Origin of the sequence: Ruegeria sp. HKCCA4812, assembly GCF_013034245.1 — a bacterium.
GTDB lineage: Bacteria > Pseudomonadota > Alphaproteobacteria > Rhodobacterales > Rhodobacteraceae > Ruegeria.
Genome location: NZ_WQFQ01000001.1, coordinates 242,573 through 266,404, shown reverse-complemented (window position 1 = coordinate 266,404; position 23,832 = coordinate 242,573). Strand labels below are relative to the sequence as shown.

Annotated in this window: 27 protein-coding genes; 3 read left to right on the top strand and 24 right to left on the bottom strand. The window is 59.2% G+C overall.

Features of this window, described 5'->3' with window-relative positions; all coding sequences use genetic code 11:
* Positions 1 to 41: 41 nt before the first annotated feature.
* The 3 genes from GOW04_RS01330 to GOW04_RS01320 form a co-directional block, all read right to left on the bottom strand.
* Entirely contained in the window at positions 42 to 1,601 is a 1,560-nt protein-coding gene (locus tag GOW04_RS01330; protein WP_171231317.1) for a trimethylamine methyltransferase family protein, read from the bottom strand.
* Between the two features lie 118 nt (positions 1,602 to 1,719).
* A complete protein-coding gene (locus GOW04_RS01325) occupies positions 1,720 to 2,412 on the bottom strand; it encodes an HAD family hydrolase (protein WP_171231316.1) in 693 nt (230 codons plus the stop codon).
* Between the two features lie 24 nt (positions 2,413 to 2,436).
* A complete protein-coding gene (locus GOW04_RS01320; RefSeq protein ID WP_171227967.1) occupies positions 2,437 to 2,721 on the bottom strand; it encodes a DUF3572 domain-containing protein in 285 nt (94 codons plus the stop codon).
* 88 nt (positions 2,722 to 2,809) lie between these two features.
* Between GOW04_RS01320 and GOW04_RS01315 the strand changes: the two genes are divergently transcribed.
* Positions 2,810 to 4,210, top strand: coding sequence for a diguanylate cyclase (locus tag GOW04_RS01315; RefSeq protein ID WP_171231315.1), 1,401 nt, complete (start codon positions 2,810 to 2,812; stop codon positions 4,208 to 4,210).
* Positions 4,211 to 4,215: 5 nt separating this feature from the next.
* Here GOW04_RS01315 and GOW04_RS01310 read toward each other — a convergent pair whose 3' ends face one another.
* Genes GOW04_RS01310 through GOW04_RS01295 form a run of 4 tightly spaced genes read right to left on the bottom strand, consistent with a single transcriptional unit; the run spans position 4,216 to position 6,123 of the window.
* Positions 4,216 to 4,689 (bottom strand): periplasmic heavy metal sensor, encoded by a 474-nt coding sequence (locus tag GOW04_RS01310; RefSeq protein ID WP_152458567.1) that lies wholly within the window; start codon positions 4,687 to 4,689, stop codon positions 4,216 to 4,218.
* A complete protein-coding gene (locus GOW04_RS01305; RefSeq protein WP_171231314.1) occupies positions 4,686 to 5,039 on the bottom strand; it encodes a hypothetical protein in 354 nt (117 codons plus the stop codon). The genes GOW04_RS01310 and GOW04_RS01305 overlap by 4 nt, the downstream gene beginning before the upstream one ends.
* Entirely contained in the window at positions 5,029 to 5,646 is a 618-nt protein-coding gene (locus GOW04_RS01300) for an RNA polymerase sigma factor (protein ID WP_171231313.1), read from the bottom strand. Before GOW04_RS01300 ends, GOW04_RS01305 begins: the two co-directional genes overlap by 11 nt.
* A 6-nt stretch (positions 5,647 to 5,652) precedes the next feature.
* On the bottom strand, positions 5,653 to 6,123 hold the full coding sequence (locus GOW04_RS01295) for an EF-hand domain-containing protein (protein WP_171205470.1): 471 nt from the start codon (positions 6,121 to 6,123) through the stop codon (positions 5,653 to 5,655).
* A 220-nt stretch (positions 6,124 to 6,343) separates the two neighbouring features.
* Between GOW04_RS01295 and GOW04_RS01290 the strand changes: the two genes are divergently transcribed.
* Positions 6,344 to 6,742: a DUF983 domain-containing protein gene (locus GOW04_RS01290; protein ID WP_171115058.1), complete on the top strand. Its 399-nt coding sequence runs from the start codon at positions 6,344 to 6,346 to the stop codon at positions 6,740 to 6,742.
* Positions 6,743 to 6,767: 25 nt separating this feature from the next.
* Positions 6,768 to 7,469: an NUDIX hydrolase gene (locus GOW04_RS01285; protein WP_171232010.1), complete on the top strand. Its 702-nt coding sequence runs from the start codon at positions 6,768 to 6,770 to the stop codon at positions 7,467 to 7,469.
* Positions 7,470 to 7,479: 10 nt separating this feature from the next.
* Here GOW04_RS01285 and GOW04_RS01280 read toward each other — a convergent pair whose 3' ends face one another.
* The 17 genes from GOW04_RS01280 to GOW04_RS01200 all read right to left on the bottom strand — a co-directional run bounded on the left by GOW04_RS01280 (position 7,480) and on the right by GOW04_RS01200 (position 23,824).
* Complete coding sequence (locus GOW04_RS01280; protein ID WP_171231312.1) at positions 7,480 to 9,147, bottom strand: ribonuclease J; 1,668 nt, start codon at positions 9,145 to 9,147, stop codon at positions 7,480 to 7,482.
* Positions 9,144 to 9,923 (bottom strand): type III pantothenate kinase, encoded by a 780-nt coding sequence (locus tag GOW04_RS01275; RefSeq protein ID WP_152458573.1) that lies wholly within the window; start codon positions 9,921 to 9,923, stop codon positions 9,144 to 9,146. Before GOW04_RS01275 ends, GOW04_RS01280 begins: the two co-directional genes overlap by 4 nt.
* A gap of 11 nt (positions 9,924 to 9,934) precedes the next feature.
* Positions 9,935 to 10,684, bottom strand: a complete 750-nt coding sequence (locus GOW04_RS01270) for a biotin--[acetyl-CoA-carboxylase] ligase (RefSeq protein WP_171227962.1) — start codon at positions 10,682 to 10,684, stop codon at positions 9,935 to 9,937.
* A 54-nt stretch (positions 10,685 to 10,738) separates the two neighbouring features.
* On the bottom strand, positions 10,739 to 12,181 hold the full coding sequence (nuoN, locus tag GOW04_RS01265; protein ID WP_171115054.1) for an NADH-quinone oxidoreductase subunit NuoN: 1,443 nt from the start codon (positions 12,179 to 12,181) through the stop codon (positions 10,739 to 10,741).
* Between the two features lie 15 nt (positions 12,182 to 12,196).
* Positions 12,197 to 13,741, bottom strand: coding sequence for an NADH-quinone oxidoreductase subunit M (locus tag GOW04_RS01260; protein WP_171167325.1), 1,545 nt, complete (start codon positions 13,739 to 13,741; stop codon positions 12,197 to 12,199).
* On the bottom strand, positions 13,741 to 15,891 hold the full coding sequence (nuoL, locus tag GOW04_RS01255; protein WP_171231311.1) for an NADH-quinone oxidoreductase subunit L: 2,151 nt from the start codon (positions 15,889 to 15,891) through the stop codon (positions 13,741 to 13,743). Before nuoL ends, GOW04_RS01260 begins: the two co-directional genes overlap by 1 nt.
* Positions 15,892 to 15,897: 6 nt before the next feature.
* The gene (gene nuoK / locus GOW04_RS01250; RefSeq protein WP_005984024.1) at positions 15,898 to 16,203 is read right to left on the bottom strand and encodes an NADH-quinone oxidoreductase subunit NuoK; all 306 of its coding nucleotides are present in this window, start codon (positions 16,201 to 16,203) and stop codon (positions 15,898 to 15,900) included.
* Positions 16,204 to 16,207: 4 nt separating this feature from the next.
* Positions 16,208 to 16,810 carry an NADH-quinone oxidoreductase subunit J gene (locus GOW04_RS01245; protein WP_171231310.1) on the bottom strand — a complete coding sequence of 201 codons (603 nt, stop codon included), beginning with the start codon at positions 16,808 to 16,810 and terminating at the stop codon, positions 16,208 to 16,210.
* On the bottom strand, positions 16,807 to 17,217 hold the full coding sequence (locus tag GOW04_RS01240; protein WP_152458579.1) for a carboxymuconolactone decarboxylase family protein: 411 nt from the start codon (positions 17,215 to 17,217) through the stop codon (positions 16,807 to 16,809). The genes GOW04_RS01245 and GOW04_RS01240 overlap by 4 nt, the downstream gene beginning before the upstream one ends.
* A complete protein-coding gene (gene nuoI / locus GOW04_RS01235) occupies positions 17,214 to 17,708 on the bottom strand; it encodes an NADH-quinone oxidoreductase subunit NuoI (RefSeq protein ID WP_152458580.1) in 495 nt (164 codons plus the stop codon). The genes GOW04_RS01240 and nuoI overlap by 4 nt, the downstream gene beginning before the upstream one ends.
* Before the next feature lies 1 nt (position 17,709).
* Positions 17,710 to 18,747 (bottom strand): NADH-quinone oxidoreductase subunit NuoH, encoded by a 1,038-nt coding sequence (gene nuoH / locus GOW04_RS01230; RefSeq protein ID WP_152458581.1) that lies wholly within the window; start codon positions 18,745 to 18,747, stop codon positions 17,710 to 17,712.
* A gap of 204 nt (positions 18,748 to 18,951) precedes the next feature.
* Entirely contained in the window at positions 18,952 to 20,973 is a 2,022-nt protein-coding gene (nuoG, locus tag GOW04_RS01225) for an NADH-quinone oxidoreductase subunit NuoG (protein WP_171231309.1), read from the bottom strand.
* A gap of 5 nt (positions 20,974 to 20,978) precedes the next feature.
* Entirely contained in the window at positions 20,979 to 21,383 is a 405-nt protein-coding gene (locus GOW04_RS01220; protein WP_171231308.1) for a DUF5333 domain-containing protein, read from the bottom strand.
* Positions 21,384 to 21,481: 98 nt separating this feature from the next.
* Positions 21,482 to 21,832, bottom strand: a complete 351-nt coding sequence (locus tag GOW04_RS01215; RefSeq protein WP_171167317.1) for a hypothetical protein — start codon at positions 21,830 to 21,832, stop codon at positions 21,482 to 21,484.
* A 37-nt stretch (positions 21,833 to 21,869) separates the two neighbouring features.
* On the bottom strand, positions 21,870 to 22,286 hold the full coding sequence (locus GOW04_RS01210) for an MAPEG family protein (protein ID WP_152458586.1): 417 nt from the start codon (positions 22,284 to 22,286) through the stop codon (positions 21,870 to 21,872).
* A gap of 5 nt (positions 22,287 to 22,291) precedes the next feature.
* Positions 22,292 to 23,590: an NADH-quinone oxidoreductase subunit NuoF gene (gene nuoF / locus GOW04_RS01205; protein WP_152458587.1), complete on the bottom strand. Its 1,299-nt coding sequence runs from the start codon at positions 23,588 to 23,590 to the stop codon at positions 22,292 to 22,294.
* Positions 23,591 to 23,602: 12 nt separating this feature from the next.
* Entirely contained in the window at positions 23,603 to 23,824 is a 222-nt protein-coding gene (locus tag GOW04_RS01200) for a DUF5337 domain-containing protein (RefSeq protein WP_171231307.1), read from the bottom strand.
* Positions 23,825 to 23,832 lie beyond the last annotated feature (8 nt).

Sequence of the window (23,832 nt, the reverse complement as noted above, 5' to 3'; positions counted from 1 at the left end):
AGCTAATTCAACCGAGTATCAGCGCGATACCACCTGTCCGGTCAGAAATCCGTGGGCGCGCCGCCTTCCGCTTTGCGGCGTTCGACAAAAGCGGCCAGCTCCTCGCGAATGCTTTCATCGATCGGGGGGGCTTCAAAGCTCGAGATGATCTCCTTGAACATGTGATGCGCGCGTTCTGCCGTCCAGATACCGCCGGCGACCTCCCATCCTTCATAGTTTTTCCAATCACTCAGGAAGGGTTGATAGAAGGCCGTGGTATAGCGATCCTGCGTATGCTGAATGCCAAAGAAATGACCGTCATTGCCGACTGCCCGGATCGCATCCAGTGCAATCTCGTCCGGCCCTGTGGCGGTCAACTCGGGGTTCATATAGCGTTGAATTTGCTGTAGGATTTCGCAATCCATGATAAACTTTTCCGGGCTGGCGATCAGACCGCCCTCAAGCCAACCGGCTGCGTGGTAGACCATATTGGTGCCCGATTGCACGGCGGCCCAAAGCGAGTTCGAAGTCTCCCACACCGACTGCCCGTCCGGCACATTTGCCGCACAAACACCCGAAGACCGCATGGGCAAACCATAGAACCGCGCCATCTGGCCGGTCATCTGGGTCGAACGCATATATTCCGGTGTTCCAAAGGCCGGCGCGCCGGATTTCATATCCACATTCGACGTGAATGTACCGATCACACAGGGAATACCGGGGCGCACGTATTGGAACAGCGCAATGGCACACAGCGCCTCGGCCAAGGACTGCGCCACGGCACCCGCCATGGTAACGGGGGCCATCGCACCCGCCAGCGTAAAGGGCGTGACAACAATCGCCTGACCACGCCGCGCCAGGCGCAGACACCCGTCGATCATCGGGTGATCATGTTTCAGCGGCGAGGTCGAGTTGATATTGGTATACATCCGCGGCGCGGCTTCGAACTCCTCGTGGCTCAAACCGCCTGCGATGCGCACCATCTCCATGACATCTTCGACGCGTTCCTTGCCCAGCGAATAGGCGTGCATCGCCTTGTCGGTCAGGGTCAGCTTGTCGTACAGCACGTCCAGATGGCGCACGCTGGCGTGGATATCGACCGGCTCGACCGGGTATCCGCCGGCGAAATGGATGCAGTTGAAGTATTGCGTCAGCTTCAGAAGGTTCCGGCACATCTCGCGATTGCCCGGTACTTTTTTCCCGATCTCCATGTCCCAGTAATTCGGCGGGGAAGAGACGTTGCCGAACAGGATGTTCTTTCCTCCGATTTCGATCTTGCGATCCGGATTGCGAGGGGTGATCGAAAAACGGCTGGGAGCCTTGGCGATCATCTCCATGACAAAGTCCCGCCCCATGCGGACATTGTCGCCGTCGATGGTGCACCCCGCCTCGCGCAGGATGCCTATTGCCTCATCGTTGTAGAACTCGATCCCGATCTCTTCAAGGATGCGCATCGCCCCTTCATGGATCGCTTCGATGCCGGCCTGATCCAAAGGTTCTGTGGGTCGATCGATATTGACCGGCGGATCCCAGGGCATCTGGTCAATCGCTGCACTGCCCCTGCGCGCAGCCGCCCCTGCGCGCCCTCCTCCGCGGCGCTTGCGTGTCTTGGTCTCGGCCATCGGTGCCTCCTGTTCTTGCTTTCGTCAAGCAAGCCCCGAAGAGACGCCTATGGCCGCTCCGTCTGCGACAGAATATGTCGGTTTTTCATTCCGTTTTGTCGAATCTCGGATTTGAAAATCAGATTTTGGCCAACCATTCGGGAATATGTCCGATATCAGGCAAAATCACATCCGCCATCGGAGCCAAAGCATCGGCCTCGGCCAAACCGGTCAAAACACCGATCGTGGTCATCCCCGCCGCACGCCCGGCCTGCAAGTCATGAAGACTGTCACCCACCATCGCGATACGAGATGGCTCGACCCCGATATGGGCGGCAAAGGCCAGCAACTGGCCCGGTCCCGGCTTGAACCCGTGACCACTGTCATACCCGGCGACGAAATCGAAATGCCCCCTTATTCCGACAGATTCGAGATGCTGCAAAGCGGGATGTTCACTGTCATTCGTCGCAACGCCCAGCTTGATTCCGGCATTTTGCAGACCTTCCAGGAAAGGAACCAATGGCACGGCGGGCACCTGCGGGGCCGAGGCGGCCTCGGAGTTCATCAAATCAATGATCTCCTGCAAGGTCACGCCATCGACATGGGCAATCAGAACTTCTGCGATTTCCTCGACCGTGGCGGCGATTACAATGCTGTCTTCGGTATATTTCCCTTGCTCGAAATCATATCCGATGACACGGCCAAGCTCGGTGGCGCGATCTTCTTCCCCGTTGGACAGGCGCAACAGCATCGATCGTCCGAACCCTCCCCACGTATTGGCAAAGTCAAACAGCGTGCCATCTTTGTCAAAGATGATCGCATCTATCGGCATCCGGTGCTCCTGCGGAAAATATGGTTATGTCCAGTGTATCTCAGCGCCGCCGGACAATACCGCCCTTGCCTGGGCGGGAAGATCATAGGCGAGTGAATTGGCGTCACAAAACGCCATGACCCACGAATCGTCAAGCACCAGAAAATCAAGAACCGATGCTAGAAACTCGGTATCGCTTGCCCGATCGCGCACATCCTCGATCGATGCGCCCGTAGAGCCCAGAAAAACAGGCAAAAGCTCGTCATTGCTGACCAGCCAGGCCAGGGCCGTCAGCGCAAGAGTTTCGGCGGATTCAGAGGATATCGGCATAAACTTGGGTCAGATCCGGTCTTGGAAAGGGTTTGTTAACCAGAGTCATAAACACTTTGTTCACGCATGCAATCAACGGTGAACAACTATGTCTGTGCAGGGAACCATCCTTGTCCTCGACGGGGTATCGACCAATCGCATCATGCTGAAGGTACAGCTGACGGCGGCCTGGTATCACGTGGTGCAGGGCGAAAAGCTTGAAGGGTTGCCCGCACTCGTGCGGCGTACGCAACCGGATCTGGTTCTGACGGCCCAGACGTTGCCGGACGGAACGGCTGCGGATGTGAAGAAGGCGATCGTGAAGGAACCCGGCCTTGACGACGTTCCGGTCGTGGCGATTGCCGCGCAAAATGACCGGGACGCCCGGCTGCGGGCGTTGAAGGACGGGCTGGATGATGTTCTGACGCACCCGTTCAAAGACACTTTATTGTTGGCGCGGGTTCGCAGCCTTCTGCGTGCCCGTGCGGCCACTCAGGATTTGCAGGTCGGCAACGGATCGCAACCGATTGGCTTCGCAGAGCCGACCCAACCGATAATCAGACCGTCCAAAGCGGCGCGGGTTGATATCCTGACCCACACGGCCCGAAACGGCACGCTTTGGCAAAAGGCTCTGGAAGATCAACGTCAATTTGATTTGAACTGGCATCTTCAGTCAAACCTGCGGGGTGTTTTGTCCGGCTCTGTTCCTGATGCGATCGTGGTTGAACTGGGCTCGAACCCGGCCGGCCTGAATATCCTTGCCGACCTCAGATCACGCGGCGTGACCCGGCACACGGTTTTGATCGGGGTGCTGAAGGACGAAGACGCCGGACAGGCTTCGGAAGCTCTGGACCGAGGGGCCGATGCTGTCTGTCTGGGCGGGTTCTGCGCGCAGGAGATCCTGCTGCGGCTTGAAAACCAGATTGCCCGCAAAGCGCGACTGGATCAGATGCGGGTCTCTCTCAAAAGAGGCATCGCGGAATCCTGGATCGACCCGTTGACCGGGCTGCACAATCGCCGCTACGCCATGCGCGCGCTGGATCAGATCGCGCGCCAATCCGCCAGAACGGGGCGCAGTTTTGCGATAATGCTGGCCGATCTGGATCACTTCAAGGCAATCAATGATGGCCATGGCCATGCAAGCGGCGATTACGTTTTGACGCAAGCGGCGGAACGTATGCAAAATGCCTTGGGATCCCGTGGCTTTGTCGCCCGCATCGGGGGGGAAGAGTTCATGATCGGCGTGCCCGATGTATCGCCCAAACAGGCATTGAACCTGGCCGAAACCGTTTGTGACAGCATCTGTCAGTCCCCGTTCCTGTTACCGGACCATGGGGCACAAGTTGATGTGACGGTCAGTATCGGGTTGAAGTTGTCTCAGGTCGGTTTCGCCCCGCAAGACTGTGCGGCTGAAAGCGTGGAAAACCTGATCAAATCCGCGGACAAAGCGCTTTATGCTGCGAAGAAGGCAGGGCGCAATCAGGTGAGTATCAGGCAAAGTGCGGCCTGATCAGTTCAGTCTCTTTTCTTGTGCCCATGCGGCCCGCGTTTGACGACCTCCTGCAATCGGTCTGCATAGGCCTGCCGCTCATCATCGCTCATGGCGGTCACACGTGCCAGCCATTGCGTTTGCAAGGCCTGCTGCAAATCGGCGGTGGCCTGTGCTTGTTGTTGCAACAGAACCTGAACCGCGACCGGGTCAAAGGGCGTTGCGCGCAACGCCTGACTGAGCGCTTCAAAATCCTGAGCGCGACCCTTGGATCCCTTTTTGTGCAGGCCCGTCAGCTCGCCCCGCATAGCCTTTCGATCATCCTTGGGCAGGGCCCGGTACAACGCGGGGCCGAAGCCGGGCGGTGATTTGGCATGATCCCCACCTTTGAGGCGCAATACGGTGCCCACAGCGATACCGACAACCAGCAGGTTCAGCGCCAGTGACAGGGCCAGGACGACAGGAACCCACCTGCGTTTGGGCTTGGGATCAGCGTTCATTCCGTGCTCTCCAGAAAACTCGAGTCAAATCCAAGGTCCGCGACGAGGAAGGGTGTCTCCTCTGACGTCAACAGGTTGGCCGGGTCCGGCAGAAAGGCCGGTGCGGAAAACCCGATCCAGACCCCGGCAGCGCTTGCGGCGACAAGCCCGCCAAGGCCCTGCCATCCTCCTACATTGCTTATCAACCTGTTCCATATCGAAGGCATCGGCTGCGGTGCAGGCGCAAGACGACCGAGGCGAACAGTTTCAGCATCCGTCTGGATGCGCACGGCAAGATCGTCCGGCAGTGTCGGTCGCTGCCGCTGTGCCTGTGCAAACAAATGATCCAGTTCCAGGTCTTCATCCGCCATTGTCATACCCCAGTTCTTCGCGTCGTACGGCCAAGATCGCGGTCAGGCTGCGCTTGCCTCTTGCGGTCAGGCTTTCAACTGCTTCTACCGAAATGCCCATTATCCCGGCAATCTCGGGGTTGGGCAGCTCTTCAATATGGCGCAGCACGACCGCTTGTCGCTGCCGCTCGGGCAGCTCAGCCAAAGCCGACTGCAGGGCATCCTTGCGCGCCTCGTCCTGCATGCGGTCAACAACGCTGGCCTTGCCATCTTCGGGCTCTGGAACGTCCGACAACCTGTCAGGTGTCTTCCTGCGCCTGATGTCCACGCACAGGTTCAGCGTCACCCGATACAGCCAGGTCGAAACCTTGGCCTGACCCGACACCCAATTCGGCGCCATCTGCCATAACCGCATCATCGCATCCTGCGTCACGTCTTCCGCCTCGGCCCGATTGCCCAACATACGCAAAGCAACCGAGTAACAGCGTGGCCCCAAACGATCGGTCAGGATCCGTGCCGCCCCCGCCTCGCCGTCGGCGAATTGCCTCAGCAACGCATCGTCGCTGAGTGTGTTCGCGGCGCAATCCGCACCGCGAACATCTTGTGGGTGGGAGGTCAGATCCTCCATCCTGCATCAGTTATCGCTTGCATTCGATTTTTGATGCTTTTTCTTATGGTGCCGTCCCATCCGATCTTTGGCATCGGCAAATTCCTGTTCCGAGATTCCGCCACTGTTGTCCGCATCCATCCGATCAAACATCTTGTCAGCCCGGCGCGGTTTCGGCAACTCATCCTGGCTGAGGAAGCCATCTTTGTTCGCGTCGTTGTTTTCGAACATCCTGGCAACCCGATCGCTGGCTTTCTTCTGGGCGGCAGCCTGCATTTCTTCCTGGCTCAGCTTTCCATCCCCATTGGTGTCCGCCTCGGTGAAACGAGCGGTGCGGTGCGCCTCCATCTCTTGTTGCGTCACCTGACCATCGCCATCGGCGTCCAGTTCCTGAAAGGACACCGGCTCGCGGCCACCCGGGCCAGCGGCCAGAACAGAAGTACCGGTAATCGCAACAGCCGACATAACAATGGCCGAGATGAATGTAACGTTTTTCATTTCCGTTTCCTTTTGTTGACGCGGCCCGAGTGCCGCCGCTCATACCCATTCAAACGGGCCGTGCCAGGGATTCCGTCGCTAAAGTCGATATTATTTTTTGAAAGGTTCGGGACCGCCCCAAGACGAGGTGCCGGGCAGACGTTGCAAAGCGACGCACCCCCCTTTTAAATTTCCACGATCAGGCCCATTATCCGCAAAAGATTACTGCGCGAGTTACATTATGACGGATCAGACGATCGAGACGACCTCTGAAGATGAGCGTGAGACATGGCCCGCCCTGGTCAAGGGGTTTCGCTGCAAATGCCCCAACTGCGGGGAAGGCAAGCTGTTGCACAGCTATCTCAAGGTCAATGACTCCTGCTCGAACTGCGGGCAGGAGTTGTTTCACCATCGCGCAGATGATGGGCCCGCCTACCTGACAATCCTACTGGTCGGCCACCTGCTGGCGCCAGCTCTGCACGTGTCCTATGTGCATTGGCGGCCCGATCCGTGGACCATGGCCATCGGCTTTTCCGTCGCCTGCGTTGCCCTGTCCCTGTACCTGTTGCCACGCCTGAAAGGTGCGGTGGTGGCGTATCAGTGGGCACGCCGCATGCATGGCTTTGGAAAAACCGCGTGACCCGACCCAGTTGACCAGTTTGGACATGACACCCGACAAAACAGCCATCCGGGACGCAGCGACGGTTATCGTGCTGCGGGACAGATGGACAAACCCCTCGATCCTTATGGGGCAGCGCGGGTCCAAAGCGGCCTTCATGCCGAACAAGTTCGTCTTTCCCGGTGGCGCGGTTGATCCGGCTGACGCGGATGTTCCATTGGCAACGGATTTGCCGGATCTGTGCTTTGAACGTTTGGGCGAACAGGCCGAGCCGGGGATTCAACACGCCCTCGCCGCGGCCGCCATACGCGAGCTTTGGGAAGAAACCGGTCTTGTTCTTGGCCAGCCGGGTACATGGCCTGGTCATGTACCTGACGATTGGCAAAGCTTTGCCGCGTTGGGTTACCTGCCAACTGCGGCTGCGCTTCAGTTCGTCTTTCGCGCGGTAACTCCACCGGGCCGTCCCCGCCGGTTCGATGCGCGGTTCTTTCTGGTCGACGCCGACGCTCTGCAAGGTGATGTGGATGATTTCAGTCACGCCTCGGATGAGCTGTCGCACCTGCAATGGGTGCCACTGGATCGGGCACGGGATCTGGATCTGCCGTTTATCACCGAGGTCGTTCTGGCGGAAATAGCGGCCCGGGTTACGTCCCCCGAGCCGCCATCGTCGGTTCCATTCTACAAAAACAACGAAGAAGCCAACCTGTTCCTGCGTCTCAGGGGCTATCCGATGCCAACCCACGACTGACGGATCGGTTTCACCGCATCCGGCTGACCACCACCGTCACTTCGGGCTTTTTGCCAATTTCGGCTTTGGCTGTCTGCCGCACGATGCGGCGCATTTCTTCTTCCAGCTTGTCGTCATCGCGCAGGGTCTTGGCGGCGGCCCGCATCAGGAACTGGTTCAGGTCCTCTTCCAGAACTTCGACCAACGCGGCACGGGACGTGCCGGTTTCGGGCAGCCCCATGGTATCGCACCACGGCTCGCCCAGCGGTTCGTCTTCTTCGTCCAGAACCACCGTCACCGTAACATGGCCGTTCAAAGCCATGCGGATACGATCCCGCACCACGCCGTCAAGGGCGCCGATCTTCACGGTGCCGTCCAGATATGTGCGACCGGTTTCAACATAATCGACGACCACAGGCGCATTGCCGCTGAGATCCAGCATGGTGCCGTTCACTGCCAGCACTCCGGTTCTGCCGCCCTGCTCTGCCAGTTTGACATGCTCGCGCAGGTGCCGGTGTTCGCCATGCATCGGGATCACGAATTGCGGATCGGTCAGTGCGTGCACTTTCTCGAGGTCCGGCCGGTTCGCATGGCCCGAGACATGATAAAGGCCCGAACTGTCATCGACGACATCCACGCCCTTTTCGCTGAGCTGGTTCATGATAAAGATCACGCCCCGCTCGTTCCCGGGAATGGTTTTCGAGGAAAACAGGAACAGATCGCCCTCGGCCAGCTCCAGACCACGGTACTTGCCACGGGCCAGTTGGGCGCTTGCGGCCCGTCGTTCCCCCTGGCTGCCGGTCACGATCAGCATCAGGTTCTGGCGCGGAAGGTCCAAAGCCTCTTCGGCGCTGATCACCTTGGGAAAATCCGCAAGAATACCGGTTTCGGTCGCGGCTTCGATCATCCGACGCATCGCGCGCCCCAGCAGGACGACGGAACGCCCGGCCTGCGCACCTGCCTCGGCCAGCGTTTTGACCCGCGCGACGTTTGACGCAAAAGTGGTCGCCACGACCATACCTTCCGCGCCTTCGACCAGCTTGACGATTTCGGGGCCAACTTCGGATTCCGAACGCCCCGGATGGGTCGAAAACACATTCGTACTGTCACAGACCAGCGCCTTGACGCCGGGCTTGGCGACCTCGGCCCACAGGTCAGGGTCAAAGGCCTCGCCAACGACCGGTGCTGCATCCAGCTTGAAGTCGCCCGAATGCACGACACGCCCTGCGGGTGTATCGATGACCAATGCGGCACTTTCGGGAATCGAGTGCGAAACCGGAAGGAAACCAACTGTGAACGGCCCGACGGACACCTGTTCAGGCCAGGCGGAAACGGTCGTGACCGCCTCGGTCGGGTGTGCGTGTTCTTCCATCTTGCGGCGCGCGATATTGGCCGTGAAGGCGCGCGCATAGACCGGCGCGCCCAAAGCTTCATAACAATGGGCCACGGCACCGACATGGTCTTCATGGGCGTGCGTGATGAAAACACCATCCAGTCGGTCGGCACGCTCTTTCAGCCATGAGATATCGGCAAAGATAAGGTCAACGCCCGGCGTTGTGTCCATATCGGGAAAAGTGACGCCCAGATCCACAAGGATCAGGCGTTCCTTTCCCGGTTCACCGTAGCCGTACACATAGGCGTTCATGCCAATTTCGCCCGCGCCACCCAGCGGCAGGTAGATCAATCTTTCACTGCTCATACGGAGCCATTATCCTTGTTGTAGCGATGGATCACGGTCAGGCCGTGCATCGTCAGATCATCCTCGATTGCGTCGAACCCCACGTCGGCCTGATCGAACAAGGGGGCCAGCCCTCCGGTTCCAACGACTTTCATCGGCATTCCATATTCAGCCTTGATCCGGGCGATCAGCCCCTCGATCAAACCGGAATATCCCCAATACACGCCCGATTGAATACAACCAACCGTATTCGTACCGATCACCTTGTCAGGTCGGGAGACATCGATATGCGGCAGCGCCGCGGCGCCCTGATGCAGGGCCTCAAGGCTCAGGTTCACACCGGGGGCGATAATGCCCCCCACATATGCGCCGTCGGCGGCGACAACGTCGAAATTCGTTGCGGTTCCGAAATCCACGACAACCACATTGCCACCATGCCGGTCAAAAGCGCCCACTGCATTGGCCAGTCGATCCGGGCCAGGCACCGTGCCTTCATCCACACGCGGCGGGACCGGCAACAGGCAATCAGGCTTGCCCACAACCAATGGCCTGCACCCAAAAAAACGATCGGCGAAGATGCGCAGGTTGAACACGACGCGCGGCACGGTTGAGGCGATGATCACATCGGTGATGTCCGCCTCGATCCCGTAATGCTTCACCAGCGTCGAATACCATGTGAAATAAGCGTCTGCCGTGCGTGCGTGGTGGGTCGAGGTGCGCAGGGTGCACAGGAATTCCTCACCGTCCCAGATCGAAAAGACGGTATTGGTATTGCCGCAATCGATGGCCAGAAGCATCCGCGCCCCTCTCAGAAATAGACATCCGCCGCAGGAATGCTCACGCGGCCTTTGGCGGTGTTTAAGACAAGGTTACCGCTTGCGTCCACCGTTTCGAAGGTTCCAACCGTTTCCGACGTACCGGTCCGCGCGGTGATGACCTCGCCCAACCGGGCCGCGCGGGACAGCCAGGCGGTGCGGATCGGTTCGAACCCATAGGTGACGAACTGGGTTTCATACGCGGCGTAGGCCGCGGCCAGTTCGGTAAGAAAATCCTCGGGCGAGACATGCGCCCCGGTTTCCGAAAGAAGTGACACGGGACGAACCGCGCCGGGCTCTACCGCGTCCGCATCCGGGGCATTGGCCAGGTTCACTCCGATGCCGATGGACAGATGCGCCACGCCATGCCCCTGCCCCGTGCTTTCCAGCAGGATACCGGCAAGCTTGCCGCCGTTCAGCAGCACGTCATTGGGCCATTTCAGCGACAGTCCGGCAGCCCGCCCGGTAACGGCGACACACGCGTCAAAAAGGGCCAGCGCCGCCACGAAACTGCGCAAGGCCGCCTGTTCCGGCGCGCCCTGAGGACGCATCAGCAAGGTCGCCGCCAGGTTGCCCATCGGGTTGGCCCAGCTTCGTCCGCGCCGCCCGCGCGCCGCCGTCTGGTGATGCGCCATGATCCAGACGGGACCACGCGCATTCGGAGCAATCCGCGCCGCTTCATTCAGCGTGCTGTCGACTTCCTGCACCTCGTGCAGGCCATAGCCTTGGGGCCATTTTGTCATATCAAAAAGGCTCGGTCGCGCAACCGAGCCCCTCTTTCCGGTTGTGCAAAACGATCAGTTGACAAGCGTGGCCGCCGCGGCGGCTGCCGCGCCCTCGACGCCGAACTGATAGAAGATACCGACCAGCATCAGGGCCGCAGACCCCATCAATGCCACCCACAGAACAGGGGTCGACCGGGTTTCGATCGGCTCTTCGTTCTCGGCCCCGAAATACATGTAGAACACGATCCGCAGGTAATAGAAGGCACCGATGACCGAAGCGATGGCCGAGACGACGACCAGACCGGTCAGACCCGCACTGACGCCCGCCTGCCAGACGCCGAATTTCGCAAAGAAACCAAGCATCGGAGGCACGCCCGCAAGGCTGAACATCAGGATCAGCACCGCCAGCGCCTTGCCCGGATCACGCTTGGAGTATTGCCGCAGAGCGTCAATGTCGGTGATGGGTTTGCCGTCACGCTCCATCATCAGAATGAAGGCGAAGGTGCCGATATTCATGGTCACGTAGATGGCCAGATACATCAGCATCGCCTTGATACCCAGCTCGGTACCGGCGGCCAGACCAATCAGCGCATAGCCCATATGGGCAATCGACGAAAACGCCATCAGACGCTTGATGTCGCGCTGCCCGATCGCGGCCACGGCCCCCAGCAACATCGACAATACGGACAGCAGGACAATCACTTGCTGCCAGTCTTCGACAACACCGCCGAACGCGTCATGCAACAGGCGCGCGAACAACGCCATCGCCGCAACCTTCGGCGCCGTGGCAAAGAAGGCCGTGATCGGCGTGGGAGACCCCTCGTAAACGTCCGGCGTCCACATATGGAACGGAACGGCCGAGACCTTGAAGGCCAGACCCGAGATCAGGAAGATCAGACCAAACAGCAGCCCCAACGAAACATCGCCATGGTGAACTGTCTGAATGATGCCCGAGAACAACGTGGTGCCGGTGAAGCCATAGACCAGCGACGCACCATAAAGCAGCAGCCCCGAGCTCAGCGCACCCAGCACGAAATACTTCAGACCTGCCTCGGTCGATTTCGCGCTGTCACGACGCAGAGCAGCCACGACATAGAGCGACAGCGATTGCAGCTCGAGCCCCATGTAAAGCGACATCAGATCGCCTGCGCTGACCATCATCATCATCCCCACGGCGGCCAGTGCCACCAGCAAAGGATATTCAAATCGCAGCAGATCACGGCGCGCCATGTATTCCTGGCTCATGACCAGTACGGCACCCGCCGACAGCAGGATGGCAACCTTGGCAAAGCGGGCAAAGCCGTCATCGACGAACATGCCGTTGAAGGCCACGTTTGTACCCCCGCCCTGAGTTGCAATCCAGATTGCCAGAAGGGCCATAAGACCTGCCGTGGTCCAGACCAACAAAGGCGCCAACCCGTCCTTTGTCGTGTAGACAGCCCCCAGCAGCGCCGCCATCGCATAAAGCGCCAGAACGATTTCCGGCAGGATGATTGTCAGATCAGCCTGGATCATGTCTCCAAAGCTCCCTTAATGCGAAGCGGCTGTCTGGGTCGCAGCCTCAGCCGCGGCCAGAGCCGTGTCATAGTTCGAAATCAGAGCCGCTGTGGATTGCCCGATTACATCGGTCACCAGCGACGGGTAGACACCCAGCAGGATGGTCATCACGATCAGCGGGGCGAAGATCAACCGCTCGCGCGAGCTCATGTCGGTCATCGCCTTGAGGCTTTCCTTGATCAGATCGCCAAACACGACTCGGCGGTAGAGCCACAGCGCATAAGCCGCCGAGAAGATCACACCGGTTGCAGCCACCGCCGTTACCCAGGTGTTGACCTGGAACGCGCCCATCAGGGTCAGGAATTCGCCGATGAAGCCCGATGTGCCCGGCAGGCCGACATTGGCCATGGTAAACAGCATGAAGACCAGCGCGTATGCGGGCATCCGGATCACCAGACCGCCATAAGCCTCGATATCGCGGGTATGCATCCGGTCATAGATCACGCCGACACACAAGAAGAGCGCTGCCGAGATGAACCCGTGGCTGAGCATCTGGAAGATCGCGCCATCGATGCCCTGCTGGTTTGCCGCGAAAATACCCATGGTCACAAAGCCCATATGCGCGACCGAGGAATAGGCGATCAGCTTCTTCATATCCTCCTGTACCAACGCCACCAGCGAGGTATAGACAACCGCGATGGCAGACATCCACAGCACCAGATCGGTCATCACGGCCGAACCCACCGGGAACATCGGCAGGCTGAACCGCAGGAAGCCATAGCCGCCCATCTTCAGCAGGATCGCCGCCAGTACGACCGATCCCGCCGTGGGCGCCTGAACGTGGGCGTCCGGCAACCAGGTGTGCACCGGCCACATCGGCATTTTCACCGCGAACGAAGCAAAGAAGGCCAGGAACATGAGGGTCTGCATGCCACCGACAACATAAATGCCCAGCACGCTGAAGCCCTCGGACGAGAACTGGTGCGTCATCAGCGCGGCAATGTCCGTGGTGCCTGCGTCAGCATACATTGCAACCATGGCGACCAGCATCAAGACCGAGCCGAGGAAGGTATAGAGGAAGAACTTGAAGCTGGCGTAGATCCGATCCTTGCCGCCCCATATCCCGATGATCAGGAACATCGGAATAAGACCTGCCTCGAAGAACAGGTAGAACAGTACAAGATCAAGCGCCATGAAGACGCCCAGCATCAGCGTTTCCAGCAGCAGGAAGGCAACCATGTATTCCTTGACGCGGTCCGTGACATTCCAGCTGGCCAGAATGGTCAGCGGCATGATGAAGGTCGTCAGCAGAACGAACAGGACACTGATGCCATCAACACCCATCTTGTATTTGAGGCCCATCAGCCACTCACCCTCTTCCACCATCTGGAAACCGGGGTTCGACGGGTCAAAGCCGGTATAGATGCCGATGGAAACCAGGAAGGTTACCGTGGTGGCCAGCAGAGCAATCCACTTGGCGTTCCGCTGTGCCGCCGCATCGTCACCCTGCAGGAACAAGGCCAGAATGCCTGCGGCGATGGCGGGGATAAACGTGACGATCGAAAGGATATAATCCATTACTGGGCCCCTCCGCCGATCGACATCCAGGTCACAAGGGCCGCGATGCCCAGCACCATCCAGAAGGCATAGGTAAAGATGTACCCGGTCTGCGCCTTGCCGGCGAGGCGGGTGAAGAAGGGAACGACGCCCATTGCTACTCCGTTCAGGAAGCCATCGATTGTATTGCCGTCACCGCGTTTCCACAGGAAGCGGCCAAGCGCCACAGTGGGTTTTACGAAGACCGCATCGTAGATTTCGTCGAAATACCACTTGTTCAGAAGGAACAGGTACAGCGGACGCTGATTTGCAGCCAGACGTGCCGGCAGCGACGTGTTCACGATGTAGAACCAATAGGCCACGACAAAGCCAAGCAACATGGCGACGAAGGGTGAAACCTTGACCCATTTCGGAGCCGCATGCGCATCGTCCAGAACATGGTTGTCCGGCGCCATGTAAAGCGCGCCCTCGCCGGGCTGGCCCGCAAAGACATAGTGATGATCGCCACCCTTGGCACCCTTCTCACCATGACCTTCATCGGCATGGCCGTCAGCTGCGTGGCTTTCATCCGCATGGCTGTCTTCACCGTGCGAAGCATCCGCCGCCGCATGATCACCGGCATCGGCATGTTCTGACGCTTCGGCAACCGGAATACCGTAGAACTTGCCGACCTTGTCCGCATGGCCAAAGAAATTGCCATACCAGATCATCCCGGCAAACACCGCACCCAGCGACAGAACGCCCAGCGGCACCAGCATGGTCATCGGGCTTTCATGTGCGTGGTCATGCTTGTGCTTGTCGCCGCGCGGTTTGCCATAGAAGGTCAGGAAAATCAGACGCCAGCTATAGAACGAGGTGAACATCGCCGCGATCACCAGCATCCAGAAGGCATAGCCGGTTCCGCCCGCATAGGCGCTTTCGATGATCGCGTCTTTAGACAGGAACCCGGCAAAACCTATTGTGGTAAGCGGAATGCCGACACCCGTGATAGCCAGCGTTCCGATCATCATTGCCCAGAAGGTGTAAGGGATCTTTTTGCGCAGACCGCCATATTCCGTCATCTCCTGCTCGTGATGCATGGCGTGGATCACGGACCCCGCACCGAGGAACAGCAGCGCCTTGAAGAAAGCGTGCGTCAGCAAGTGGAACATGGCCGCCGAGTACATGCCGACGCCCGCGGCCACGAACATGTATCCCAGCTGGGAACAGGTCGAATACGCAATAACGCGCTTGATATCGGTCTGTACCAGACCCACGGTCGCCGCGAAGAACGCTGTCGAGGCCCCAAGGAAGGTGATGAACCCGGTCGCGCCCGGCGCGAACTCCATCAGCGGCGACATGCGGCAGACCAGGAACACGCCCGCTGTCACCATGGTGGCCGCGTGGATCAGGGCCGACACCGGTGTCGGCCCTTCCATCGCGTCGGGCAACCAGGTGTGCAGGATCAGCTGCGCGGATTTACCCATCGCACCGATGAACAGCAGCACACAGATCACCTCGACCGCGGTCCATTCGCCCCACAGGAAATGCAGCTTTTCTTCTGCAAGCGCGGGTGCCGATGCGAAAATGTCCGAAAAGTTGATGCTGTCGGTCAGGAAGAACAGCGCGAAGATGCCCAGAGCAAAGCCGAAGTCGCCGACACGGTTGACGATGAACGCCTTCATCGCCGCCGCATTTGCCGAAGGCTTGCGATAGTAGAAACCGATCAGCAGGTAGGATGCGACACCCACGCCTTCCCAGCCAAAGAACATCTGCACGAGGTTGTCCGCCGTCACCAGCATCAGCATGGCGAAGGTAAAGAAGGACAGATAGGCGAAGAAACGCGGCTTATAGCTTTCGCCTTCGCGCCATTGCGGGTCGTGATCCATGTAGCCAAAGCTGTAGAGATGCACGAGCGCCGAAACCGTGGTTACCACGATCAGCATGATGGCGGTCAGCCGGTCCAGACGGATGGCCCACGAGGTCGAGAGCGACCCGCTTTCGATCCAGCGCATGATCTCGATCTGTTGTGTGTGCCCGTCGAACGAGAAGAACACGAGCCATGACAGCAGACAGGCCAGAAACAGCAGGCCCGTGGCCGTCCACATGGCCGCTTTCTCGCCTATGAACTTCCAGCCAAAGCCGCAGATCAGTGCGCCCACCAGCGGGGCAAAGAGGATTGTGGTTTCCATGATCCCTTACCCCTTCATCATATTGACGTCTTCAACCGCGATGGTGCCGCGGTTGCGGAAGAAGCAGACCAGAATGGCCAACCCGATCGCCGCCTCGGCCGCCGCAACGGTCAGCACGAACAGCGTGAAGACCTGCCCGACCAGATCGCCAAGGAAACTGGAAAACGCCACGAGGTTGATATTCACCGCCAGCAGCATCAGTTCAATGCTCATCAGCAGGATGATGACGTTCTTGCGGTTCAGGAAGAGACCGAAGATGCCGATGACAAACAGCGTCGCCGCGACCGTAAGATAGTGTTCAAGTCCGATCATGGTCTCAAAGTCCCTGCCCCGGTTTCACGTCCTTCAATTCCATTGCCTTGGCCGGGTCGCGCATCATCTGGCCGACGATGTCCTGACGCTTGATGTCCTGACGGTGGCGCAGCGTCAGAACGATGGCGCCGATCATGGCCACCAGCAGGATCAGGCCCGCCAGTTGGAACAGAAGGAAGTATTGATCGTAAAGAATGACGCCAAGCGCCTCGGTGTTGTGACGGTCCGCCGGGACCGGCTGCGCCAGATTGGCCGCTGCGCCCTGCGCGCTGTCCCAGGCCCCGAAGGCTATGACGAACTGCATCAGGATGACCAGACCGATCAGCAAGGCAAGCGGCATATAGCGTGCCATCTCGGCCTTCAACTCGGCAAAGTCCACGTCCAGCATCATAACGACGAACAGGAACAGAACCGCGACCGCACCCACGTAAACGATGATCAGCAGCATCGCCACGAACTCGGCCCCCAGCAGCACGAACAGCCCCGCCGAGGATAGAAACGCCAGGATCAGCCACAGCACCGAGTGCACCGGCTGGCGGCTGATCACCGTGAACAGCCCGCCGGTGATCGCGCTGATGGCAAACAGATAGAAGGCAAAGACGGTCATTGATCCTCATCCTCGTTGTCGCCCATGACCTCTTGCGCCAGATCCAGCGCGCGGGTCATGGCCGGGATGCCGGCAAAGACCGACATCTGACCGATCGTTTCCACGATCTCTTGTTTCTTGGCACCAGCTTCCAGAGCGTGGCGCACGGTCTGACGCACCGCCGAATCCGCCTGCGCGCCCTGGCAGGTCAGCCCGGCCAGCGTCAGCAGCAGGCGGGTCTTGGCATCCAGCCCGTCTTTGTTGACGGTATTGCCGAACATCATCTCCATGACCTCTTTCGGCATGGTCGGCCACAGCGCCTCGAACCCCTTGGGCGAGAAGCTTTCCATCGCCGGGTTCATCGCCTTGGCCATGTCCTGAGCCTGTTTCATCATCAGCTCGAAAGGATTTGTCGGGCTGTCAGTCATCGGTAAGGCGCGTCCAGTTCCAGATTGCGGGCAATCTCGGCTTCCCAGCGTTCGCCGTTGTCGAGCAGTTTTTGCTTGTCATAGAACAGCTCTTCGCGGGTTTCCGTTGCGAACTCGAAATTCGGGCCTTCGACGATGGCATCGACCGGGCAGGCCTCCTGACAGAAACCGCAATAGATGCACTTGGTCATGTCGATGTCGTAACGCGTGGTGCGGCGGCTGCCGTCTTCGCGCGGCTCGGCGTCGATGGTGATGGCTTGCGCAGGGCAGATCGCCTCGCAGAGTTTGCAGGCGATGCAGCGTTCTTCACCATTCGGATAGCGGCGCAGAGCGTGTTCGCCGCGGAAACGTGGGGACAGAGGCCCCTTTTCGTGCGGATAGTTCACCGTGGCCTTGGGGGCGAAGAAATACTTCAGCCCCAGTTTCATGCCGACCCAGAAGTCTTGCAGAAGGAAGTATTTGGCAGCGCGGGTATAGTCAATTTGAGTCATATCAGCCTCCTACGCTCCAACGGGCAAATGCGCCCCAGAACCAGTCGAATTTCGCCGCGAAGGCCACGAAAACCACCCAAGCCAGCGAGAATGGCAGGAACACTTTCCAACCCAGCCGCATCAGCTGGTCATAGCGGTAGCGGGGCGTGATCGCCTTGACCATCGCGAAGATGAAGAAGAAGAACGCCATCTTGGCGACCATCCACAGCACGCCATCGGGCAGGCCCGGGATCGGCGACAGCCAGCCGCCGAAGAACAGCAGAGAGGTCAGCGCGCACATCAGGAAAATCGCGATGTATTCGCCTGCCATGAAAAGCAGGAAAGGCGTGGCCGAATATTCGACCTGATAACCGGCAACCAGTTCAGATTCCGCCTCGGGCAGGTCGAAGGGCGGGCGGTTGGTTTCGGCCAGGGCCGAGATGAAGAACAGGAACACCATCGGAAAATGCGGCAGCCAGTACCAGCTGAAGAAGCCGAACGAGCCGTCCTGAGCGCGCACGATGTCGCCAAAATTCATCGAGCCGGTCGAAATGATCACACCGATGATGATCAGGCCGATCGAAACCTCGTAGGAAATCATCTGCGCGGCCGAGCGCAGCGAGCCCAGGAACGGGTACTTTGAGTTCGACGCCCAACCGCCCATGATCACGCCATAAACCTCGAGCGAGGACACGGCGAATACATAGAGGATGGCCACGTTGATATCCGACAGAACCCATCCATCGTTGAACGGGATCACCGCCCAGGCGATCATGGCCAGAACGAAGGATGTCAGCGGTGCGAGGATAAAGACCGTCCGGTCGGCGCCCGCAGGAATGACGACCTCTTTCACCACATATTTCAGGGCATCCGCCACCGATTGCAGCAGGCCATAGACGCCCACCACGTTGGGGCCGCGGCGCATCTGGACAGCAGCCCAGATCTTGCGGTCCCCGTAAACAAGGAACAACAGTGAAATCATCACAAAGGCAACAACGGCAAGCACTTGCGCCAGAATGATGATGGCTATTCCGCCTGGGGTGTTAAAGAATTCAGCCATTGGTCCTCACACCGTGGGTATTCCGTTTTCCGCGCGCGATGCAAAGGCCAGAAGCCTGCGCAAATTGCGGCTGGGTCGGCGCGTTGGTGTAAACAGCATCTGCCGCCATTGCGCCACCCTTAATATTCGGTTTCACATGCAAATCTGGCGCGGCGAACTGCCACCCGGCAGCCGCTTTTGCCTGCGATATGAAACAGGTCTGGGTCATTCCGCCGCGATCTTCTCGGATTTGCGGGCCTGCGCCTGTGCCGACAGCTCGGCCATCAGCTGTGAAGCCCGTGCAATCGGGTTGGTCAGGTAGAAGTCCTTGATCGCATAGCGGAAAGTTGCGTTGCCCAGAGTACCGGTGTCGAGAGCTTTCACTTCGTTCTCGATCACTTCGTCGATGCGGGCCAGATGCGGAACCGCCTCGATCAAGGCCGTGCGCAACTGCGCCAGAGAGTCGTAGGGCAGTGTTGCGCCCAGTTCGGCCGACAAGGCGCGCAGGATGGCCCAGTTCTCCTTCGCCTCACCCGGCGCAAAACCGGCCCGCATCGCCAGTTGAGGGCGACCTTCGGTGTTTGCGAACACGCCGTTTTCCTCGGTATAGGCCGCGCCTGGCAGGATCACATCGGCGCGGTGTGCGCCCCGGTCACCATGGCTGCCCTGATAGATCACAAAGGCGCCTTCGCCGATCTCGACCTCGTCCGCGCCAAGGTTGTAGATTACATCGGCGGCGCTGATCGCGTCCATTCCGCCTTCGTTCGTGGCACCCACATCCATCGCACCGACGCGCGACGCCGCAGTGTGCAAAACGATCAGACCACTTTCCGTATTGGCCGCGATGGCTTGCGCAGCAGCCAGCACGGCGGCGCCGTCCGCTTCCTGCAAAGCGCCCTGCCCGATGATGACCAACGAACGTTTGCTCTTGATCTCATCATCTCCGCCCATGTCGACAACTTTTTGCAGCGCTGTTCGATCATCGCCAACGTGGTGATACTCATATGTCAGATCGACCGCAGGACCGACCAAAGCGACTTCGGCCCCATGCGCCCACGCCTTGCGGATACGCGCGTTCAGGACAGGCGCTTCGTCACGTGGGTTGGTACCGATCAGCAGGATGCGTTCCGTGGTGTCGATGTCTTCAATCGCGGCGGTACCAGCGTAAGCGCCACGATTGCCCGCCGGAAGCTTTGCGCCATCGGTACGGCATTCGACAACACCACCCTGCCCTTCGATCATCTGTTTCAGCGCAAACGCCGCCTCGACCGGAGCCAGATCGCCCACGATACCGGCAGGTTTCTCGGCGCCCTTCAGCGCCTCTGCTGCCTTGGTCAGTGCCTCGGACCATGAGGCCGGGCGCAGCTTGCCATTTTCACGGACATAGGGCTTGTCCAAACGCTGACGGCGCAGGCCATCCCAGACGAAACGTGTCTTGTCGCTGATCCATTCCTCGTTCACGCCGTCATGATTGCGCGGCAGGAAACGCATGACTTCACGACCTTTGGTATCGACGCGTATGTTCGATCCCAACGCATCCATCACATCGATGCTTTCGGTTTTGGTCAATTCCCACGGACGCGCAGTAAAGGCGTAGGGCTTGGAGGTCAGCGCCCCGACAGGGCACAGATCGATGATGTTGCCCTGCAAATTCGAATCCAGCGTCTGGTTCAGATACGAGGTGATCTCGGCATCCTCACCGCGCCCGGTCTGACCCATCTGAGTTATCCCGGCAACTTCGGTGGTGAAGCGCACGCAGCGCGTGCAGCTGATGCAGCGGGTCATTGCGGTGCCAACCAGCGGGCCAAGATCCAGGTCATCGACCGCCCGCTTTGCTTCCTTGAAGCGGGATCCCGACATGCCATAGGCCATCGCCTGATCCTGAAGGTCGCATTCGCCACCCTGATCGCAGATCGGGCAATCCAGCGGATGGTTGATCAGCAGGAACTCCATCACACCTTCGCGGGCCTTTTTGACCATGGGCGAGTTCGTCTTGACCACCGGGGGCTGGCCTTCAGGCCCCGGACGCAGGTCACGCACCTGCATCGCGCAGGAGGCCGCAGGTTTCGGCGGCCCGCCGACGACCTCGACCAGGCACATCCGGCAATTGCCAGCGATCGACAGACGCTCGTGATAACAAAAGCGCGGCACTTCGACCCCGGCTTGTTCACAAGCCTGGATCAGGGTCATCGCGCCATCGACTTCGATTTCCTGTCCGTCGATATTGATCTTGCGGAGGTCAGACATGGCTTTCAATTCGCCCTCAAATAAACGCCAATGGCGCTGTTTCTTTGGATTTCTTTCTGCCCCAGAGTGCAGAATGTGTTGGGGTTGTCATAGGTCACGCCATTCGAAGCCAGATACGCCTCGCCCTTGGCGCGCATCCGGTCCTTTTCAGCATCCGATTCGACGTAAGAGCGGATTTCGGTGTCCGAATACCCCAGCTTGTTCGCCTTGGACCGCAGCCCCCACATCACACTGATCGCTTTCAATCGACGCCCGCTGATCGAGGGGCAATATTCCGAAATTTCATTTGCGATGGCGATGTAATAGAGTTCGTCGTCGATCTCTTTGACATCCCTCAAGGGCGGCTTCGCATTTGCTACGGCAGGCAATGTCACCAAGGCAGCCAGGGTGAGTGTTTTGGCAAAAGACATGGATCTTCCCTTCGTTTTGGACGCACCAAAACGAACCGGTCCGGTCTTGCTAGGCAATAGCGGCCGGCAATCCGTGTCGTGATATGCAAAACCGCGCGTCATGGCCGTTGGCATTTTCCCGCAAAGGTCAATTGATCATCACTGATGCGCAGGTTCTGCGGTTCAGTGTCCGGCCCCACTTTCCAGTCGATCCGCGAAGACCCGAAATTCTGCACGCAAAACTTGGTTCCTTCGTGTCGGCCGGCCTCACGCGCGCCGTCCAGCGATGCGGACGCACCCTTTACCACAACGGTAAAGTCCGTTGGCGATGCTTTCTTGTCGACCGCCTTCGCCTTTGCCTTGAACGCCTTTCCATCGAACAGAATACGATCTTCCGACGGCTTGATGATGCCGCAGGCGGACACGCTTGCCAGTGCCAGCAGGACTACAAGGGTTTTTCGGGCCTTCATACTATCCCTCTTCGTGTTCTCATCTGCCGGGACGCCATCAGAACGCCGCCACCAATGCCATAAGCCCAATCACAAACATGCAGGCCCAGCCCAACACATACAGCACGGACCGAAGGCCACTGTTCGGCTTGCCTATGCCTTTGATGTGCACCACCAGCATCACCAACCGCGCAACCAAAGCGACAGACGCCAGCAGATTGACCCAGAACGGGCTGGCGCCCAGCAATACCGCCGCGGTCACAACAGCCACAAACGCCGGAAGCGTTTCCGTTCCGTTCAGATAGGCCCGGTTCAGTCGATAGGCCTGGTCGGAATAGTCCTGCTCAGGGGTTGCCCCCGGCGCGAGGCCCTTGCCCTGCTTGGCCAGTGCTGAAAACGGGGCCAGGAACAGAACCACCAGCGTGAAAAGCACAACCGATGAAATCGCGTGGCTGTATTGCGCAAACATGTCCATCCCGATCACTCCGCCGCCATCGCACCCATACGGCCCGATTTCTGAGCCTTGATGCGGTCTTCGATTTCTTCCCGGAAATTCCGGATCAGGCCCTGGATCGGCCAGGCGGCCGCATCGCCAAGGGCGCAGATCGTGTGACCTTCCACCTGTTTGGTCACATCAAACAGCATGTCGATCTCTTCCAGCTCGGCCTCACCGCGCACCAAGCGGTCCATGACCCGCATCATCCAGCCGGTGCCTTCGCGGCAGGGCGTGCACTGGCCGCAGCTTTCGTGTTTGTAGAATTTCGACAGGCGCCAGATCGCCTTGATGATGTCGGTGGACTTGTCCATCACGATCACCGCCGCCGTTCCAAGCCCCGAGCCCAGATCGTTGCGCAGATAATCGAAATCCATGATCGCGTCGCGCATGTTCTCACCGCGCACACACGGAACCGAGGATCCACCGGGGATCACGGCCAGCAGATTGTCCCAGCCGCCGCGAATGCCGCCGCAATGGGTCTCGATCAGCTCCTCGAAGGAAATCGACATCGCCTCTTCGACCACGCAGGGGTTGTTGACGTGACCCGAGATCGCAAACAGTTTGGTGCCCGCGTTGTTCTGGCGGCCGAAACCTGCGAACCAATCCGCCCCACGGCGCAGGATCGTAGGCACGACAGCGATGGATTCGACGTTGTTCACGGTCGTCGGGCAGCCATACAAGCCCGCACCTGCGGGGAACGGCGGCTTCATCCGCGGCATGCCCTTTTTACCTTCGAGGCTTTCAATCAGCGCGGTTTCCTCGCCACAGATATAGGCGCCTGCCCCGTGGTGCAGAAACAGGTCGAAATCCCAGCCCGAGCCGGCGGCGTTCTTGCCCAGAAGACCCGCGTCATAGGCCTCGTCAATCGCGGCCTGCAACGCCTCGCGTTCGCGGATGTACTCACCGCGCAGATAGATGTAGCAGGTGTGGGCGTTCATGGCGAAAGACGCGATCAGGCAGCCCTCGATCAGCGTATGCGGATCATGGCGCATGATCTCGCGGTCTTTGCAGGTGCCGGGTTCGGATTCGTCCGCGTTGACAACCAGATAGGAAGGGCGTCCGTCGCTTTCCTTGGGCATGAACGACCATTTGAGACCAGTCGGGAAACCCGCGCCGCCGCGTCCGCGCAGCCCGGAATCCTTCATCGTCTGGATGATCCAGTCGCGCCCTTTTTCAATCAGGCCAGCAGTGCCGTCCCAATGCCCGCGGGCCTGCGCACCTTTCAGCGTGCGTTCATGCATCCCGTAGATGTTGGTAAAGATCCGGTCCTGATCCTTCAGCATCGCGTGTTACCTTCAGCTGTCCTGACGCATGCGCCAGAGTTGAAAAATGTTGACGCCCGCATAGATGAAACCCGCCAGAGCGGCGAAATCAAACAGCAGCGCATGCCGGGCTGTCAAACCCAGCGCGGGGCCAATGAACACGTTCATCGCAAGCCAGATCAGCATGGTCACGGCGATGACCACCCCGATATGTCGGCCCTTGCGGGCTATGGCCTGTTCCTTGTCCTTGTCCATCTTCCCCC